This window comes from Streptomyces sp. NPDC021356, assembly GCF_040641015.1.
Taxonomy (GTDB): domain Bacteria; phylum Actinomycetota; class Actinomycetes; order Streptomycetales; family Streptomycetaceae; genus Streptomyces.
In genome coordinates, this window is the sequence record NZ_JBFACU010000026.1 from 1 (window position 1) to 16,242 (window position 16,242).

15 protein-coding genes are annotated in these 16,242 nt (G+C 74.1%); 12 read left to right on the plus strand and 3 right to left on the minus strand.

The window, feature by feature from the left end:
• Window positions 1–144: 144 nt before the first annotated feature.
• Window positions 145–1,584, minus strand: coding sequence for an RICIN domain-containing protein (locus AB0G56_RS29345; protein WP_360974872.1), 1,440 nt, complete (start codon window positions 1,582–1,584; stop codon window positions 145–147).
• A gap of 8 nt (window positions 1,585–1,592) precedes the next feature.
• Complete coding sequence (locus AB0G56_RS29350) at window positions 1,593–1,766, minus strand: hypothetical protein (protein WP_360974875.1); 174 nt, start codon at window positions 1,764–1,766, stop codon at window positions 1,593–1,595.
• Window positions 1,767–1,976: 210 nt separating this feature from the next.
• On the opposite strand from AB0G56_RS29350, the gene AB0G56_RS29355 reads away from it, so the two are divergent.
• The 4 genes from AB0G56_RS29355 to AB0G56_RS29370 all read left to right on the plus strand — a co-directional run bounded on the left by AB0G56_RS29355 (window position 1,977) and on the right by AB0G56_RS29370 (window position 4,777).
• A complete protein-coding gene (locus tag AB0G56_RS29355) occupies window positions 1,977–3,587 on the plus strand; it encodes a phage tail sheath subtilisin-like domain-containing protein (RefSeq protein WP_360974878.1) in 1,611 nt (536 codons plus the stop codon).
• A gap of 67 nt (window positions 3,588–3,654) precedes the next feature.
• A complete protein-coding gene (locus tag AB0G56_RS29360; RefSeq protein WP_037862822.1) occupies window positions 3,655–4,098 on the plus strand; it encodes a phage tail protein in 444 nt (147 codons plus the stop codon).
• Window positions 4,098–4,622: a hypothetical protein gene (locus AB0G56_RS29365; protein ID WP_360974881.1), complete on the plus strand. Its 525-nt coding sequence runs from the start codon at window positions 4,098–4,100 to the stop codon at window positions 4,620–4,622. The genes AB0G56_RS29360 and AB0G56_RS29365 overlap by 1 nt, the downstream gene beginning before the upstream one ends.
• Window positions 4,619–4,777 (plus strand): DUF6760 family protein, encoded by a 159-nt coding sequence (locus AB0G56_RS29370; RefSeq protein WP_018568006.1) that lies wholly within the window; start codon window positions 4,619–4,621, stop codon window positions 4,775–4,777. Before AB0G56_RS29365 ends, AB0G56_RS29370 begins: the two co-directional genes overlap by 4 nt.
• A 1,463-nt stretch (window positions 4,778–6,240) precedes the next feature.
• On the opposite strand, the gene AB0G56_RS29375 is transcribed toward AB0G56_RS29370, so the two are convergent.
• Window positions 6,241–6,537 carry a hypothetical protein gene (locus tag AB0G56_RS29375; protein WP_360974885.1) on the minus strand — a complete coding sequence of 99 codons (297 nt, stop codon included), beginning with the start codon at window positions 6,535–6,537 and terminating at the stop codon, window positions 6,241–6,243.
• A 1,267-nt stretch (window positions 6,538–7,804) separates the two neighbouring features.
• Between AB0G56_RS29375 and AB0G56_RS29380 the strand changes: the two genes are divergently transcribed.
• The 8 genes from AB0G56_RS29380 (at window position 7,805) to AB0G56_RS29415 (ending at window position 16,223) form a co-directional block, all read left to right on the plus strand.
• Window positions 7,805–8,446 carry an extensin gene (locus AB0G56_RS29380; RefSeq protein WP_360974888.1) on the plus strand — a complete coding sequence of 214 codons (642 nt, stop codon included), beginning with the start codon at window positions 7,805–7,807 and terminating at the stop codon, window positions 8,444–8,446.
• Window positions 8,447–8,553: 107 nt separating this feature from the next.
• Window positions 8,554–8,976 carry a phage tail protein gene (locus tag AB0G56_RS29385; protein WP_360974891.1) on the plus strand — a complete coding sequence of 141 codons (423 nt, stop codon included), beginning with the start codon at window positions 8,554–8,556 and terminating at the stop codon, window positions 8,974–8,976.
• Window positions 8,977–8,990: 14 nt separating this feature from the next.
• Complete coding sequence (locus AB0G56_RS29390) at window positions 8,991–9,716, plus strand: tail protein X (protein WP_360974894.1); 726 nt, start codon at window positions 8,991–8,993, stop codon at window positions 9,714–9,716.
• Complete coding sequence (locus tag AB0G56_RS29395; protein WP_360974897.1) at window positions 9,716–11,623, plus strand: VgrG-related protein; 1,908 nt, start codon at window positions 9,716–9,718, stop codon at window positions 11,621–11,623. Before AB0G56_RS29390 ends, AB0G56_RS29395 begins: the two co-directional genes overlap by 1 nt.
• Before the next feature lie 76 nt (window positions 11,624–11,699).
• Window positions 11,700–12,134: a GPW/gp25 family protein gene (locus tag AB0G56_RS29400; RefSeq protein WP_360974900.1), complete on the plus strand. Its 435-nt coding sequence runs from the start codon at window positions 11,700–11,702 to the stop codon at window positions 12,132–12,134.
• Window positions 12,134–14,095 (plus strand): putative baseplate assembly protein, encoded by a 1,962-nt coding sequence (locus AB0G56_RS29405; protein ID WP_360974903.1) that lies wholly within the window; start codon window positions 12,134–12,136, stop codon window positions 14,093–14,095. The genes AB0G56_RS29400 and AB0G56_RS29405 overlap by 1 nt, the downstream gene beginning before the upstream one ends.
• Entirely contained in the window at window positions 14,095–14,679 is a 585-nt protein-coding gene (locus tag AB0G56_RS29410) for a phage tail protein (RefSeq protein WP_360974906.1), read from the plus strand. Before AB0G56_RS29405 ends, AB0G56_RS29410 begins: the two co-directional genes overlap by 1 nt.
• The gene (locus AB0G56_RS29415) at window positions 14,676–16,223 is read left to right on the plus strand and encodes a zinc ribbon domain-containing protein (protein WP_360974908.1); all 1,548 of its coding nucleotides are present in this window, start codon (window positions 14,676–14,678) and stop codon (window positions 16,221–16,223) included. Before AB0G56_RS29410 ends, AB0G56_RS29415 begins: the two co-directional genes overlap by 4 nt.
• Window positions 16,224–16,242 lie beyond the last annotated feature (19 nt).

Consider the following 16,242-nt stretch of genomic DNA (forward strand, 5'->3'; position numbering starts at 1 on the left):
GGGCGCCCCGCTGTGCGGCTCCGGGGGGGGGCTGGGTGGCGCGTCGGGCTGTGGGTTGTGTCGGGGGGGTCCTGCTTGGACTGGGGGGGGGGTGGGAGACCCGCGGGTCTCCCACCCCACCCCTTCGCTACGCCGTCGCGGCTGTCACTCGCCGTCCTTCTTCTGCGGGAGGATCTGCCATTCCTGGTCGTCGCTCGTGGAGCAGTAGAACAGGGTGAGGTTGGTGTCGTTGACGCCGTCGCCGTTGCCCGCCACGTCGAGGCACAGGTTCTGGCTGGCGAAGTTGCGGATCCAGTAGGCGCCGCTCTTCTGCTTGTCCGCCCACCACAGCTGGTTGTCGGCCTGGGTGGGGTTGCACGTGTACTCCATGATCGGGGACCGCACGGGAGCGGCGTCGTAGCCGGTCACGTCCATGCAGAACCTGTCCTTGACGTTGCGGATCAGGAAGAGGGGGGTGCCGCCGGGGCCGCCCCTGGCGTCCGTCACGTCCAGGTCCCACAACTGGTTGTCGTGCGAGGTCCCGTCGCAGTCGTACTCGCGCACCTGCCCGGTCTTCGTGCCGTTGTCGTAGCCCGGGATGTCCGCGCACTTCTTCGTCGTGGTGTTGCGCAGCAGCACGTTCTCGGCGGGCACCACCGGCTTGGGCTTCTTCTTCTTCGCGGGCGCGCCTCCGCCGCCTCCGCCGTCCCCGCCGCCCTTGGCCTCCTCGGTGTTCTGCGGGGCCGCGGGCTGCTGCGGCTGCTCGGGAGAGGGGGGCGGCGGCGCGGGGGCCAGGGCCGGGCTCGAACTCGGGGACGGTGCGAGCGTGGTGCCGGCCTCGGCGACCTTCTCGTTGGCGCCGGTGCCGACCCTGGGCTTGTAGGCGATCCAGAGCATCACGAAGGTGATGGACAGGGCCAGCAGCACGCCGAAGAACGTGGCGAGCCAGCGCGGCAGGAAGCCGCGCTGCACGTAGGTGCCTTCCACGGGCAGGGCGCTCGCGCCCGAGCGCTGGACGGCGAGGGTGTACGGCCGCTGCTCCTTGGACCCGAACCAGATGATCTTCCGCGGCTTCAGGGTGGCCTTGACGAAGGCGGCCCGCCCCGGCTCGATCTGCACGTTGCTCGGGTGCAGGTCGTAGGAGAGCTGGTCGCCGTTGTCGCTGCCGCTCAGGGAGGCGGTGACCTTGGTGTTGCCGAGGTTGTCGACCGCGAGGCGGGGGCGCCCGCGGAACCGGCCCTTGACGGTGTGCGGGACCAGTTCCGCCCGGATCTCGGTGAAGGGCGTGATGGTGAGGTTGCCCTCGGGGACGGTGACGGCCTCGGGGTGCTCGGTCGGGGTGATGCGGACGGCGTACGGGTTCGGTCCGGCCGTGGCGTCGGGAGTGCGCGGCGGGGAGAAGGTCAGCTCCACCGTGCCCGTCGTGCCCGGGTAGAGCCGCAGCGTCTGCGGTTCCACGATCGTCCAGGGCGCGATGTCCCCGACCGGTTCGAAGCGGTACTCGTCGACGACGTCACCGGTGTTGCGCAGCCGCAGCCGCACGCGGGTGCTGCCCCCCGGATCGACGGTCGCGGAAGCGGGTTCCAGAGAGGTCCAAAGGCTCATCTGTCAGGTCACTGCTCCGGGGTCTTCGTGGCGTGGTGCTCGGCGTACTCGACGAGGTCGCCGTCGGCGGACGACATGGCTGCCGCCGGCGCACCCCGGCGGGCGCCGCTTCGGCCCCGCCCCAGTCGCCGCGTCCACCTGCCCGTACGCGCGCCGCGCTCCCCTCCGCTGCCGGCGCTCACCAGCCTGGTCCGCGCGCGCGGGCGGAGGGAAGGGACGCGGGGGCAGTCGCGCGGGCAGCGGGCCCGGCCATGGGGGCAGCGGGGCCGGGCGGACTGCCCGTCGGGGCAATCGGCGTGCCCGCGAAGAGGTACCGCAGGACGTTTCGAACGACGCGCTTCGCGCGTGAGGGTGGAGCCCGTTCCTGTCTCGTACCCCGAGGAGAGCAGAGCATGCCGTCCTACCTGTCACCCGGCGTCTACGTCGAGGAGGTGGCCAGCGGTTCACGTCCGATCGAGGGGGTCGGCACCTCGGTGGCGGCCTTCGTGGGCCTCGCGCCGGCCGGGCCGCTCAACGAGCCGACCCTGGTGACCAACTGGAGCCAGTACGTGGCGGCCTTCGGTGAGTTCACCGACGGGTACTACCTGGCCCACTCGGTGTACGGGTTCTTCCAGAACGGCGGCACGGCGGCCTACGTCGTCCGCGTCGGAGGCTCCGCCGAGGGCACCGACGGCGCGGTCGGCCGCGCCTCTTCGACGCCCGCCGCGGTGAGCGGTTCCGCCGCTCCGGCCGCGCTGCCGGCCGGTGAGCCGCGCCAGCTCGGCACGTTCACGGTGACCGCCATCGCCAACGCCAAGGGCGGGCTGAGCGTCGAGGTCGCCGACCCGGAGGGCGAGGGCCCCGCCGAGCGGTTCAAGCTGGTCGTCAAGGACGGCGACAAGGCCGTCGAGACCTTCGACGTCACCGCCAAGAAGAGCGGCCGCAACTACGTCGTCACGCAGGTGAAGGAGCGCTCGAAGCTCATCACCGTGACCGAGGCCGCGCCGGCCGCGCAGCTGGCCCGCCCGGAGAACCAGACGCTGGCCCTGCCGGCCCCGGCGCCCGTCGCGGTCCCCGCCACGCCGCCCGCCCAGGAGTCGGTGCCGGGCGGCCACCCCGGCCCGGCCGAGTACCTCGGCGACTCCGCGGACCGCACCGGCTTCGGCGGCCTGGAGGCCGTCGACGAGGTCTCCATGGTCGCCGTCCCCGACCTGATGGCCGCCTACCAGCGCGGCGCGATCGACCTGGAGGCCGTCAAGGCCGTCCAGCTCGGTCTGATCGCGCACTGCGAACTGATGGGCGACCGGGTCGCCGTCATCGACCCGCCGCCGGGCCTGAACGCCCAGCAGATCCGGGTGTGGCGCCAGGAGACGGCCGGCTACGACTCCAAGTACGCCGCCCTGTACTACCCCTGGATCAAGACGTTCGACCCGAGCAGCGGCCAGGCCCGGCTGATCCCGCCGAGCGGCCACGTCGCCGGCGTGTGGGCCCGCAACGACGCCGAGCGCGGCGTCCACAAGGCGCCCGCCAACGAGGTCGTGCGCGGCGCGATCGACCTGGAGAACCAGATCACCCGCGGCGAGCAGGACCTGCTCAACCCGATCGGCGTCAACTGCATCCGCGCCTTCCCGGGCCGCGGCATCCGCATCTGGGGTGCCCGCACCCTCTCCTCCGACCCGGCCTGGCGCTACCTGAACATCCGCCGCTACTTCAACTACCTTGAGGAGTCCATCCTCATCGGTACCCAGTGGACGGTGTTCGAGCCGAACGACCACGCGCTGTGGGCTCGTATCCGGCGCAACATCTCGGCGTTCATGGTCAACGAGTGGCGCAGCGGCGCCCTGTTCGGCCAGCGTCCCGAGGAGGCGTTCTACGTCAAGTGCGACGAGGAGACGAACCCGCCGGAGTCGGTCGACGTCGGCCGGGTCGTCTGCGAGATCGGCATCGCGCCGGTCAAGCCGGCCGAGTTCGTGATCTTCCGGCTGGCTCAGTTCTCCAGCGGCAGCGGTGAGCTGGAGGAGTAGGCCCCGCGCCCGCCCTCCGCTCCTCTTCCCCCCAGCTAGCTAGGTCTTCGAGAAGGACAGCGAACACATGAGTCTCCAGCCGGGTGACGCCCTCACCTCGCACAATTTCGGCCTGCAGATCGACGGCGTGATGGTCGAGTACCTGGCCGAGGTCAGCGGTCTGAGCATCGAGCAGGACGTCATCACGTACCAGCAGAACACCCCGGGCGGCCAGAACGTCGTCAAGAACCTGCCGGGCGTGAAGAAGAACGGCACCTGCACGGTCGTGCGCGGCATGACCCAGTCGGCGTCGTTCACCCAGTGGATCAACCAGTCCATCAGCGGGCAGATGACCACCGCCCGCAAGAACGCGTCCATCATCATGATGGACTTCCAGAACAACCCGGTGAAGCGCTACCACCTGCGCAACGCCTGGTGCAGCAAGATCGACGCGAGCACGGTCAAGGCGGGCGAGGCCGCCGCTCTGACCGAGACCGTGACGATCGCGTTCGAAGAACTGGTCATCGAGTAATGCGGCGTACGGCAGGCCGGGCCGGCAGCGCCGTCGCGTACGCCGGCCAGGACGCGGCGGCGGAGCCCGCCCCGGAGACGGGAGTGCAGGCTCCGCCGGCGCAGCAGGCCGCGGCACCGCAGCCGGCGGCGCCGCAGTCCCTGCCGCAGGAACCGCTGCGCACCGAGTTCCCCTTCCAGCTGCCCCGCGGCTACGTCGACGAGTCGGGCACCGTCCACCGGGACGGGACCATGCGGCTGTCGACGGCACGCGACGAACTCGTCCCGCTGCGGGACGTGCGCGTGCAGGAGAACCCGGCGTACCTGTCGGTGGTGCTGCTGGGCCGGGTCATCACCCGGCTCGGCACGCTGCCCCTGGTCCACGACGGCATCGTGGAGAACATGTTCGCCTCGGACCTGGCGTTCCTGCAGGACTTCTACCGGCAGATCAACGCCGAGGGCCACACCCGCGCCGCCGTCCGGTGCCCGCACTGCTCGGAACCCTTCGAAGTGGAACTCGGCGGGAGCCGCCTGGGGGAATCGTGACGTACGCGACCGACCGGCTGCAGGAGGAGATCGCGTACGTGGCCTACCACTTCCACTGGAGCCTGGAGGAGATCCTGGACCTGGAACACCACGATCGCCGCCGTTACACGGAGGCGATCGCCTCCCTGGTGACGCGCGCCGGGGCGGAGGGCTGAGCAGTGGGTTTCCTGGACCGGCTGGAACCGCGCGAGCGCACCCGCAGGCGGGGTTCCGCCGCGCGCGGCGAGACGGCGGACGGTGCCGTGACGGACGTGGCACGCGCCGCTGACGTCACGGACGGTGCGGGCGTCACGGACGCGGCGGGCGGTGGGGCAGGCGGGGGCTCGACCGGCCCCGCGGCCGCCTCGGACACACGGGCGGCGGTGGCGCCGACCTGGTCCGCGCTGCCGCCGATCCAGCGTGCCCTCGCCCCTGCCCCGGGCGGTGTCGCCGATTCCGCGTTCGGCGGACGACTGCCCACGTGGCAGAACCCGTCGTTCGCCGCCTCGGCGTCCCACGCGGTCCTGGACGGGCGGTCGAGCACGGTGCTCGGCGGCATGGTCCACCAGGGCACCGCACGTCCGACCACGGGCCTGGAGCGGCCCGCCACCGCCCTGCCCACGGCCGCCGGCCAGGAGCCGGTGGTGCAGCGGGCGCCGGCGGTGCCGCTGCGGTTCATCCCGCCGCGTGTGCCGGGCGTGCCGGGGGGCACGCCCGGCACACGTCCCGGCGGTGCGTCCACCGCGCGCGCCGGCGGCTCCCCCGCGCCCGGGACGGTACGGCCGGCGCCGTCCGCGTCCGCCGCGCCCGGGATGCCTGCGCCCGTGTCCCGGACGCCCGCAGCCCCTTCGGCCCCTTCGGCTGCGGCATCGCCTGGCGTGTCCGCCCAGGGTGCTCCCGCTGCCGCCGCTCCTGCGGTGCAGCGCGCGGGCGCCGTCGGGCCCTCGGGAACGGGAGCAGCGGCGGCGGGGCCGAGCGGGGGCGCCGAGGGGCCCAGCGGCCCGACCGCACCGCCCGGGCCGGGCGCCGCGGGTCCGGCACCGGCTCGCTCCGCTACGTCGTCCGCCACGCCCGCTACGTCCGCCACGCAGGCGAACACGCCCGCGGTGCAGCGTTCGACGGCGGGCGTGTCGCCGGCACCGGCACCGGCACCGGCGTCCTCGGGTCCGGGCACTCCCGTGGTGTCGCCCGAACCGCCGGCGGTCGGGGCAGCGGTTGCGCCGCTGCCCGTCTCTGGCCCCCGGCTGACTCCGGTCGCGCCGGGCTCGTCGTCGCGTCCGGGGTCGCTCACGCGCGCCCAGCGGCGGGCCCCGGCCGTGCAACGGAGGTCGCTTCCCGTGGCCCCGCCGGTCGCGGTGGCCTCGGGCGGTGACGCACCCGCGGTGCAGAAGGCACCCGCCGGGAACGCGTCCGGCACCACCAGGGGTGCGGCGGCCCCGCCCGCGCCGGCGCCCGCCGCCGAGCGCGGCCAGGACAGCGGCGGCCCCGGCGCCCCGACCGTGGCACCGGAGCCGGCGGCTGCGACCGGCCCGGTGCGCCCAGCAGCGGCAACGCCCCCCGCCGCCCCGCGAGTCGAGCGCGCGACCTCGGGTGCCGAGGCGGTGCCCGCCGTCCAGCGGTCGGTCACCCAGGGCGCTACTCAGCCGTCCGGCGGCACCGACTCGCCTCCGGCCGCCCCCGCCCCGATGCCCCCGAACCCCGGCGGGAACACACCGTCCGGCGACTCACCGGCGCCGGCCGCACCGGGCGCACCCGCCACTCCTCCGCAGAGCCGGACCACGGCGACGACTCCGGCCGCGGCCCCGGCTCCGGCCGCTCCTGCGCGCCGAAGCGCGGGAACCGCCCCGGCCTCCGGTACGGCTCCCGAGTCGGCCTCGCCGTCGTTCCCGGTCCAGCGCTCGACCACGGCCGCGGGCAAGGCGCCCGTCTCGGGCAAGACGTCAGCCCCGGGCAAGGCGTCAGCCCCCGGTCCGGCCACGAGTGCGTCCGCGCGTCCGGCTTCCGGCCCGGCAGCGGGCCCTGCCTCGCCGTCGGCCCCGGTTCCGCCGCGGGCTCCGGCCCCCCGGCCGGCCACGGCACCAGCCCAGGCCTCCGTCGACAACCCGCCCACGGCGCCGACTTCGGCTCCCGGCTCGTCCCCGGCCGCGGCCCCGCGGCCGGGCTCGGGCTCGGCAACGCCGTCGGCTCCGGCTCCGGTCCAGCGTTCGGCCAAGGCGTCCCGCCCGGCTTCCGCCCCCGCCGCGCCCTCGGCTGCCCCTTCGCCGTCTCCCTCGGCTTCTTCGTCGTCGTCCTCCTCGTCGGCCTCACCGTCTGCACCGTCTTCTCCCTCGCCTCCGGCCGCGTCCCCGGCTCCGTCGTCCGCGTCCGCCCCGGCTGCCGCGGCTCCTGCCCCGCGCCCGAGTCCGGCTCCGGGGCCCGGGTCCACGTCCGGCGGGGCACCCGGCGTCGTACAACGCCGGTCGGCATCCGGAGGCAGCCGTACGGGCTCGTCCACCGCGCCCTCTGCGCCTGCCCTCGGAGCCCCCGTGCAGCGGGCCGCCACCGGCACCCCGGCACCCTCGGCCACCCACCCGTCCACGCCCACGTCCACGCCCACGTCCACGCCTCCGCCCGTGCAGCGCGCCGCGTCCTCCCCGCGCCCGGCAGCCGCGCCGGCCGGCAGTGCGCCCCGCCCCGGTCTCGGCGCGCCGGTCTCCTCACGCCCCGCCGCACCCGCGGTCCCGGCGTCCGGAACCAACCCCCCGGCAGCCACCGAGGCCTCCGCCCCGCCCGCGCCCGGCCCCTCGGCCACCGCGGCCTCTCCCGCGCCCTCCTCAGCAGCACCCGTACGGACGACGGAACCGACCCAGGCACCAGCACCGGCCCCGGCACCGGCACCGGCACCGGCACCGGCTCAGTCACCGCTCCCCTCACCCGGCGGCACGGCGACGCCCGCCGTCCAGCTCCGCCGCGCCTCCACGGGTCCGGCCTCGCCGGCCGCCCCGGTCACCCCGGTGCGCCGCTCACCCCTCGGGGCGCCCCTGACCACGCCCCCCACCGACTCCGCGCCGGTCGCCGCCACGCCCCCGCAGCCCACCACTGCGACATCCCCGGCCCCGGCGACCGCCCCCATGCCACCGGCATCGGCACAGTCGCCCCTCCCCGCACCACTGCCGGCACCACTGCCGTCAGCGCTTCCCGCACCGCTCCCGGCAGCGCCCACGGTGCAGCGCAGCATCCACCGATCCGCGCCCACCATGTCGGCCCTGCCGCCCATGCCGTCCGCCGCCGTCCCGCCGGCACCGGCCCCCTCGGTCCCCACCTTCACGTCCGCCTCCCTCTCCGCTCCCGAGCCCGACGCACCCCTGCGCCCCCTCCCCGTGGCACGCCTCACCCAGCAGCCCGCTCCGCTGCCGGGCTCGCCGGCCGGCTCCGCGGCACAACCGGCCGTGCCGCTGCCGGTCGTCCAGCGCTCCTGGTGGAGGAAGTCCGGCACGAAAACGTCCCTCACCAAGCGGACGACGCCCGCCCCCGCCCCCGCCCCCACCGCACCGGCGGCGCCGCCCTCGCGGCCCGTGCCGGCCGCGCCTCCCGCAGCCCACACGGCACCGCAGACCGCCCACCGCACCGACGGTCAGCCGCCCCCGTACACGCCGCACGCCGCCGCAGGCGCCCCGCCGACGCCCCCGTCCGGTCCGCCGGAGTACGAGGCGATCCCGCCGGGCGCGTTCGACCCGAGGGAGCTGACCGACTTCCAGCTCGACGAGCTGGTGCACCGGATCATCGGCCGGATCACCCGGCTGATCCGTACCGAACTCCGCCTGGACCGCGAGCGGATCGGCAAGCTCCGCGACCCCCGCCACTGAGCGCCGGCGCGCCCCCGGAGCCGGTCGAAGACGACGGGGGCCCACCGGAGCCCACCGGGAAACACTGACCAGAACGACGACGGAAACGAAAGAAGGGCCCACCCTCGATGTCCCGCCAGGACCCGGGTTCCACCATCTGGTTCACCCTCAGCATCGACGGCGAGAGCCTCGGCTACTTCAACGGCTGCGAGGGGCTGTCGTCGCAGGTGGAGGTCGAGCACCACCAGGAGGGCGGCAACAACGGCTTCGTCTGGCAGTTGCCGACCCGCGTCACGTTCTCCACGATCCGGCTGACCCGCCCGCTCACCCCGGACACCACCAAGGTCGCCAAGTGGATCTCGTCCGTGCAGACGGGGATCAAGCGGCCCACCGCGCAGATCGCGGCGCTGCGCGCGGACGGGTCCGAAGTGGCCCGCTGGGGGCTGATCGACGTGCTCCCGGTGAGCTGGACCGGCCCCACCCTCGACCCGGCGAGTCCCGCCGTGGCGACCGAGGTGCTGGAGATCGCCCACCACGGGTTCACGGACTGAGGGGAGCGGGACAGATGGCGAAGGGCAGCAGGGGCGGCGCCGGCAAGAGCCTGGTGCGGGCCACACTCGCGATCCACCAGCCGCCGAAGGGCAAGAGCAGGACGCCCGGCGGGATCATCAAGACGTTCGGTTTCGACTTCAACCCGGCGCAGCTGTCGCTGACCCGCCGCGCCAACTGGAAGGTCACCCCCTCCCAGATCGAACGCAAGGGCCCGCTGCCGGAGTTCCTGGGCACGCAGTCCCGTGAGATGAGTGTCGAGATCTTCCTCGACACGTCCGACGAGCCGACGAGCAACACCGTGCTGAAGAAGGTCGAGTCGCTGCTCTCCTGCTGCGAGGTGACGGCGCAGAGCGTCGCCGCCAAGCAGCCCTCGCCGCCGTGGGTCGTCTTCCAGTGGGGTTCGTTCTCGACGGCCCGCTTCACGGCGTACGTCAGCTCGGTGGAGGCGAGTTACACGCTGTTCGGGACGACCGGTGTGCCGATCCGCGCCACCTGCCGGCTCCAGCTGCACGAGATCCCGAGCCGGACCAAGGGGCAGAACCCGACGTCGGGCGCGCTCACCGCGCAGCGCGTGCACCGGGTCGTGGCCGGTGACTCGCTGCAGTCGCTGGCCTGGCGGGAGTACGGCAACGCGTCCGCCTGGCGGGCCATCGCCGAGGCCAACGGCATCGACGACCCGTCCGTCCTGCCGACCGGTGTCGAGCTGGTGCTGCCGTCCGCCGAGGAGGTGCGTGGCTGATGGTGCAGTCCGCGTTCTCCAATGTCATCGACGTCAAGGTCGGGGGCGCCAAACTGCCCCCGGAGTTCGCCGCCGACCTCGTGGACAGCTATGTCGACCAGGGTGTCGGCGTCCCGGCGGCGTTCCGGCTCACCTTCCGCGACCCCTACCGGCTGCTGCTGGGCAAGCTGAACATCACGTTCGGCACCAAGGTGGTGCTCGCGCCGGTGGCGGACGGCGAGGGCGCCGGTGATCCCCTGCTGACCGGCGAGGTCACCGGTCTGGAGGCCGACTACGACGGCACCGGCAGCTTCACCGTCGTGCGCGGCTACGACCTCGGGCACCGTCTGCTGCGCCAGCGCCGGGTGGCGGCGTACCGCAACCAGAGCGCCTCCGACATCGCCCGCAAACTGGCCGGCCAGGACGGGGTGCCCATCGGGCGGATCGAGTCGACGCGGACGGTGTACGAGTTCATCAGCCAGTCCAACGTCACCGACTGGGACTTCCTCGCGCGGCTCGCCGACGAGAACGAGATGGTGATGTCGGTCGACGCGGACGGCAAGTTCCAGTTCGTGAAGCCGAAATCGGCCTCCGGGGCGCCCTCGCCGAGCACCGACGGCGAGAAGAGTCCCTTCGTGCTCCAGGCGGGGCACGACATCCTGCGGCTGCGGGCCGCGGTCACCGCCGCCGACCAGGTGGGCAAGGTCGAGTCGCGCGGCTGGGACGTGACGACGAAGAAGAAGCTCACGGCGACCGCGCCCGCCACCGAGAACCCGGGCATCACCATCGGCACCACGCCGGGCGCCGCCGCCGCCAAGTTCAAGACGGCCAAACTGGTCGAGACGGGCACGCCCTACGACAAGCAGAACGAGGTGAAGTTCGCGGCCGACGCCCTCGCCGACGACGTGACGGGCTCGTTCGGTGAGCTGGAGGTCGTCGCGCGCGGAAATCCGCTGCTGCGTCCGGGGGTTCCGGTGGCGCTGGCGGACGTGGGTGTGCCCTTCGAGGGCAAGTACACGGTCACCTCGGTGCGGCACGTGTTCGGCGACGGCAAGCACTACGAGGTGTGGGTGACGGTCAGCGGGCGGCAGTGGCGTTCGCTGTACGGTCTCGCCTCGGGCGGCTCGGACACCGCGCCGCGGCTGCCCAGTGTGGCCAACGCGCTGGTGACGGACGTGAACGACCCGCTGAAGCAGGGGCGGGTGCGGTTGCAGTTCCCGTGGCTGGACGACCGTTACGTCAGCGACTGGACGCGGACCGTGCAGATGGGCGGCCTGGACGGCGGCGGGATCTTCCCGATGGACGTCAACGACGAGGTGCTGGTCGCCTTCGACCGGGGCGCCCTGGACCATCCGTTCGTCATCGGCGGGCTCTACAACGGCCGGGACAAGCCGACGACCGTCAGCGACGTGCCGCTGCACGACGCGGTGCGCAAGAAGGCGAGCCGGCACACCGTCTCCGACCGGGACGGCAACCGCATGGACCTGCTCAGCCAGAAGACGGGCGGCCGCAAGCAGGGTGTCCGGCTGGTCTCCGGGGACAAGCGGCTGACGATCAACCTGGACCGGACGAACACCGAGATCATCGTGGACAGCAAGGGCTCGGTGACGATCAAGGGCAGCCGGTCGGTGTCGGTGGAGGCGGGCACCGACCTGTCGCTGAGCGCCGGGCGCAGCCTGACCCTCAAGAGCGGCGGCCCGCTCAGCATCCAGAGCGCCAGCATGGTCAACGTACGGGCAGCGGCCGAGATCGGGGTCGACGCCGGGGGCTTGCTGAACCTGTCGGCGGGCGGTATGGCCAACCTCACCGGCAAGGGCACCGTGCAGATCTCCTCGTTCGTCAACACGACGATCAAGGCGCCGACCACCATGGTCGCGTCCCCCGTCTTCGGGGTCACCACCATTCCCGTGCCGATGGTGATTCCGTGAGCCGTCCCTGGGGCCGTGGCGGTCCCCGCGGCCGTTGCCGCCGTTGCCGTTTCCGTGGAAGGCGGGTGTGGTCCTGATGGCCGAGCAGTTCGTGGGGTCCGGCTGGTCGTTCCCGTTGCGCATCGGGCCGACCGGCGGGATCGCGCTGGTCAGCGGCGAGCGGGAGGTCGAGGAGGCGATCCGCCTGGTGCTGTCGACGGCGCCGGGCGAGCGGCCCATGCGGCCCGACTTCGGCTGCGCCATCCACGATCTGGTGTTCGCCCCGGTCAACGAGCAGACCGCGGGCCGCATCCAGCACGAGGTGTACGTCAGCCTGGACCGCTGGGAGCCGCGCATCGAGGTCGACGACGTCGAGGTGTCGGCGGGCGGCGACCAGAGCGTCCTGTACATCGACGTGCGCTACTCGATCCGCGGCACGAACAACCCGCGCAGCCTCGTCTTCCCGTTCTACGTCATTCCGTCCCACGACGAGCCGGACGGCACCGCCCCGGCTCCGGAAAGCGATCGCTGATGGCACTGCCCTCCCCCAACCTCGACGACCGCCGCTTCCAGCAGTTCGTCGACGACGCCAAGCGCTACATCCAGCAGCGTGCTCCGGAGTGGACCGACCACAACGTCTCCGACCCGGGCGTCACCCTGGTCGAGACGGTCGCCCACATGGCCGACCAGATCGTCTACCGGCTCAACCGGGTGCCGGAGAAGAACCACCTGGCCTTCCTGGACCTGGTGGGGATCACCCTGTTCCCGCCGTCGGCCGCCCGCACGGACGTCACGTTCTGGCTGTCGGCGCCGCAGGAGGAGCCGGTGGCGGTGCCGGTGGGCACCGAGGTGGCGACCGTGCGCACCGAGAGCGAGGAGGCGGTGGTCTTCGCCACCGAGCGCGAACTGACCGTCGTACCGTGCGAGTTGCGCAACCTGCTGGTGCAGCACCGGGGCGAGGCGGCGGTGGACCGCACCCATGACCTCGCCGAGGAGGACAAGGACCTGCTGTGCTTCGCGGAGTCCCCCGACCCCGGCGACTGCATGCTGCTCGGCCTGTCCGCGGCGGTGCCGCACTGCGCGGTCTCTCTGGACCTGGACAGCCGCGTCGACGGTGTGGGCGTGGACCCGCGCCAGCCGCCGCTGGTGTGGGAGGCGTGGACGGCGGACGGCTGGCAGTCCTGCGAGGTCGACCGGGACGGCACCGGCGGTCTCAACCGCCCCGGTGAGGTGGTCCTGCACGTCCCCGGCGGGCACGTGCTGTCCCGCAACGCCGGTCAGGAGGCGGGCTGGCTGCGCTGCCGGGTCACCGAACCCCACCCCGGCCAGCCCTTCTACACCACCTCCCCCACCATCCGGGCCGCCGAGGCGTTCACGGTCGGCGGCACCACCGGCACCGTGCACGCCGAGACCGTGTACGACGAGGCGCTCGGCGAGTCCACCGGGCTGCCGGGGCAGCGGCTGCGTCTCACGCACGCGCCGGTCGTCGGGGACGACCCGCCGGTGCTGCTGCAGACCGCCGAGCACGACGGCTGGGTGGACTGGCAGGTCGTCCCGAACTTCGCCGCCTCCGGGCCGGAGGACCGGCACATCACCCTGGACGCCACCACCGGCGAGATCGCCTTCGGCCCGGCCGTGCGCGAACCCGACGGCTCCCTGCGCCAGTACGGGACGGTGGCCCCCAAGGGGTCGCCGATCCGCGCCCGCCGCTACCGCACCGGCGGCGGCCGGGCCGGCAACGTGGCCCGCGGCGCCGTGCAGATCCTGCGCACCTCCATCCCGTACGTCTCCGAGGTCGCCAACCGCGAGGCGGCGCGCGGCGGGGTGGACGGGGAGACCGTGGAGGAGGCGAAGGTCCGGGCGCCGATCACGCTGCGCGCCCAGGAGCGGGCGGTGACCCTGCGGGACTACGAGGAGCTGGCCAGACGCGCCGCCCCGGAGACCGCGCGGATCACCTGCCTGGAGGGCGAGGAGGGTGAGCACGGCGCGTACGCGGTACGGGTGCTGGTGGTGCCGCAGGCGGTGCCGGACCCGGGCGGCCGGCTCCGTTTCGAGCAGTTGGTGCCCGGTGACGCGCTGCTGGACCGGATCACCCGGCACCTGGACGAACGGCGGCTGATCGGGACCAGGCTGGCGGTCGGCCCGCCGTACTACCAGGGTGTGACGGTGGTGGCCACGGTGCACGCGTTCCGGGGCGTGGACACCGACCGGGTGCGGCGGGACGCCCATGACGCGCTGTACCGGCACCTGGACCCGCTGACCGGCGGGGCGAGCGGCACGGGCTGGCCGTTCGGGCGCCCGGTGCAGTCCGGTGAGGTGTTCGCGGTGCTGCAGCGCGTGCCGGGCGTCGAACTCGTCGACCAGGTGGTCCTGCACCCGGCGGACCCGCTGACCGGCAAGCGCGGCGAGGCGACCGACCGCATCGACCTGTCCGCGCCGTCCCTCGTCTTCTCCTTCGACCACCGGGTGCGCGTGATCGGGGACGGTGCCTGATGCGCGGCTCGATCGACGGCCTGGGTTCGTCCGCGCCGATCGGCATGATGCTGCCCGCCGTGTTCGCCGACGACGACCTCGCGCAGCGGTTCGTCGGCGGGCTCGACGAGGTGATCGCGCCGATCCTGAGCGTCCTCGACTGCCTGGACACGTACTTCCGGCCGTCCCTGGCCCCGCTGGACTTCGCCCAGTGGCTGGGCGGCTGGGTCGGGGCGGAGACCGACGGCAGCGAACCCGAGCCGCTGCTGCGGGCCGCCGTGGCCGCCGCCGCGTACCTGCACCGGGTCCGCGGCACCCGGCGCGGGCTGTCCGAGGCCGTACGGCTCGCCTTCGGTGTGGAGCCGGAGATCAGCGAGAGCGGGGCCGCCGCCTGGAACGCCCGCCCGCTCGGTCCGGTGCCCGGTGAGGCACGGCCGCGCCTGCACGTGCACCTGCGGCTGCCCGACCCGACCCCCGCGGACCGCTACCGCCTGGACTCCCTGGTGGCCGCCGCCCGCCCCGCCCACATGCCCTACACGGTGCAGGTGACCGCGGCCGAAACCGCCGTACCCGCCGAACCCGCCGAAAGGACCCCCGAGAGATGACGACCCCCCAGAACTGCGCCGACTGCGGCACCCGCGCGGAACCGGGCCAGTCGTTCTGCGACGCCTGCGGGGCGGTACTGAGCTGGACGGACCCGGCGGCGTCCCGGGCGCCGTCCGCCGCGTCCCGGGTCCCGGCGGCGGCCGGGGCCGCCGACGCCGCGCAGGGGCGCGGCGAGACGTCCGGCGCGGCAGCGGCGGACGTGCGCGGCAGCGGTCGCGGGCCGGGCGGATCCGACACCCGCGAACCGGCGCCCGCCGCCGCGTCCACGCCCCCCGCCGCCCCCGCCTCCTCCGGCGCCGCCCCGGACCCGGTGCCCGCCCCGGACGCGCCGCGGTGGCCCGACTCCCCGCGCCCGGAAGGCGCCGGTCCCGAACCGGCCGCCCCGGCCGCCGGGGCGGGTGCCGCGCCGGACGAGCGCGGCTGGAGCGAGCCGCCCCGCTCCCGCGAGGACGACACCCTGCCGAACATGTCACCGGGGCTGCAGTACTTCTCGGACCCGGCCGCCGCCCCCGACCCGGCCGCACCGCCCGCCGCCACGCCCCCGGCGGCCCCCGCCGCCCCTTCCGGGCCCACCTACGCCCCGCCCGCCGACGGGACCCCGTCGGCCGCCCCGGCCACCCCGGCCCACGGCACCCCGGAGGACCCGGCGGACCGGGCGCGGCGCCTGCTCATCCCGGTCGCCGACCCCGAGGCCCAGCCCGCGCCGACGCCCTCCGTCGCGCCGGTGCTGCCCGGCCGTCCCGTCGCCCAGCGCCCGCAGTCCGTGCGGGCCCCGGGCGAGGAACTCGGCGCGGACGGCGGCCTCCCGTGCCCCTGGTGCGCCACCCGCAACCGCCCTGACCGGCACTACTGCACGCGGTGCGCGATGCCGATGGCCGGTGACCGTCAGGCGCCGGCGCGGCTGCCGTGGTGGCGGCGGCTGACGCGGGGCGGCAACCGCGAGGCGCCGTGGGCCGGCGACCGCCCCCGGCTGCGCCGCGCCTTCGACCGCGTACTGACCTGGCTGGGCGCGGCGATCGTGCTGACCCTGGTGATCGTGCTGGCCGTGCAGATCCCCGACGGGGTGCAGGCGACCCGCGACCACTTCGCCAAGCGGGCCCCGGTCGCTCCCGACGGGTTCAGGGCCTCCCGCTCGTACCCCGGGCACAAGCCCGACCTGGCCTTCGACAAGCTGAACAACACGTGGTGGGGTCCGGGCGTCTCCGAGTCGGGCCAGGGCCAGTGGATCGAGGCACGCTTCGACGAGCCGACGCGGCTGCTGAACCTGATCATCACCCCGGGGCAGTCCATCCGCGCCGACCAGCTCTCCAAGTCGGCGCTCCCGCACCGCCTGGAGGCCCTGATCACGCTGGCCGACGGCAAGACCACGACCCGTGAACTCGTCCTCGACCAGGGCCCGGGGCCCCAGACCCGCTCCTTCCGCGTCGGCAAGGTCACCTCGGTCCGCTTCACGATCAAGTCGGCGTACCAGACCTCCGCGTCCAAGCAGGTGTCCATCGCCGAGATCGAGTTCTTCGGCGCGTCGAACGCGAGCAGCAGCTGAGCGAGGGGCCCGTACGGGC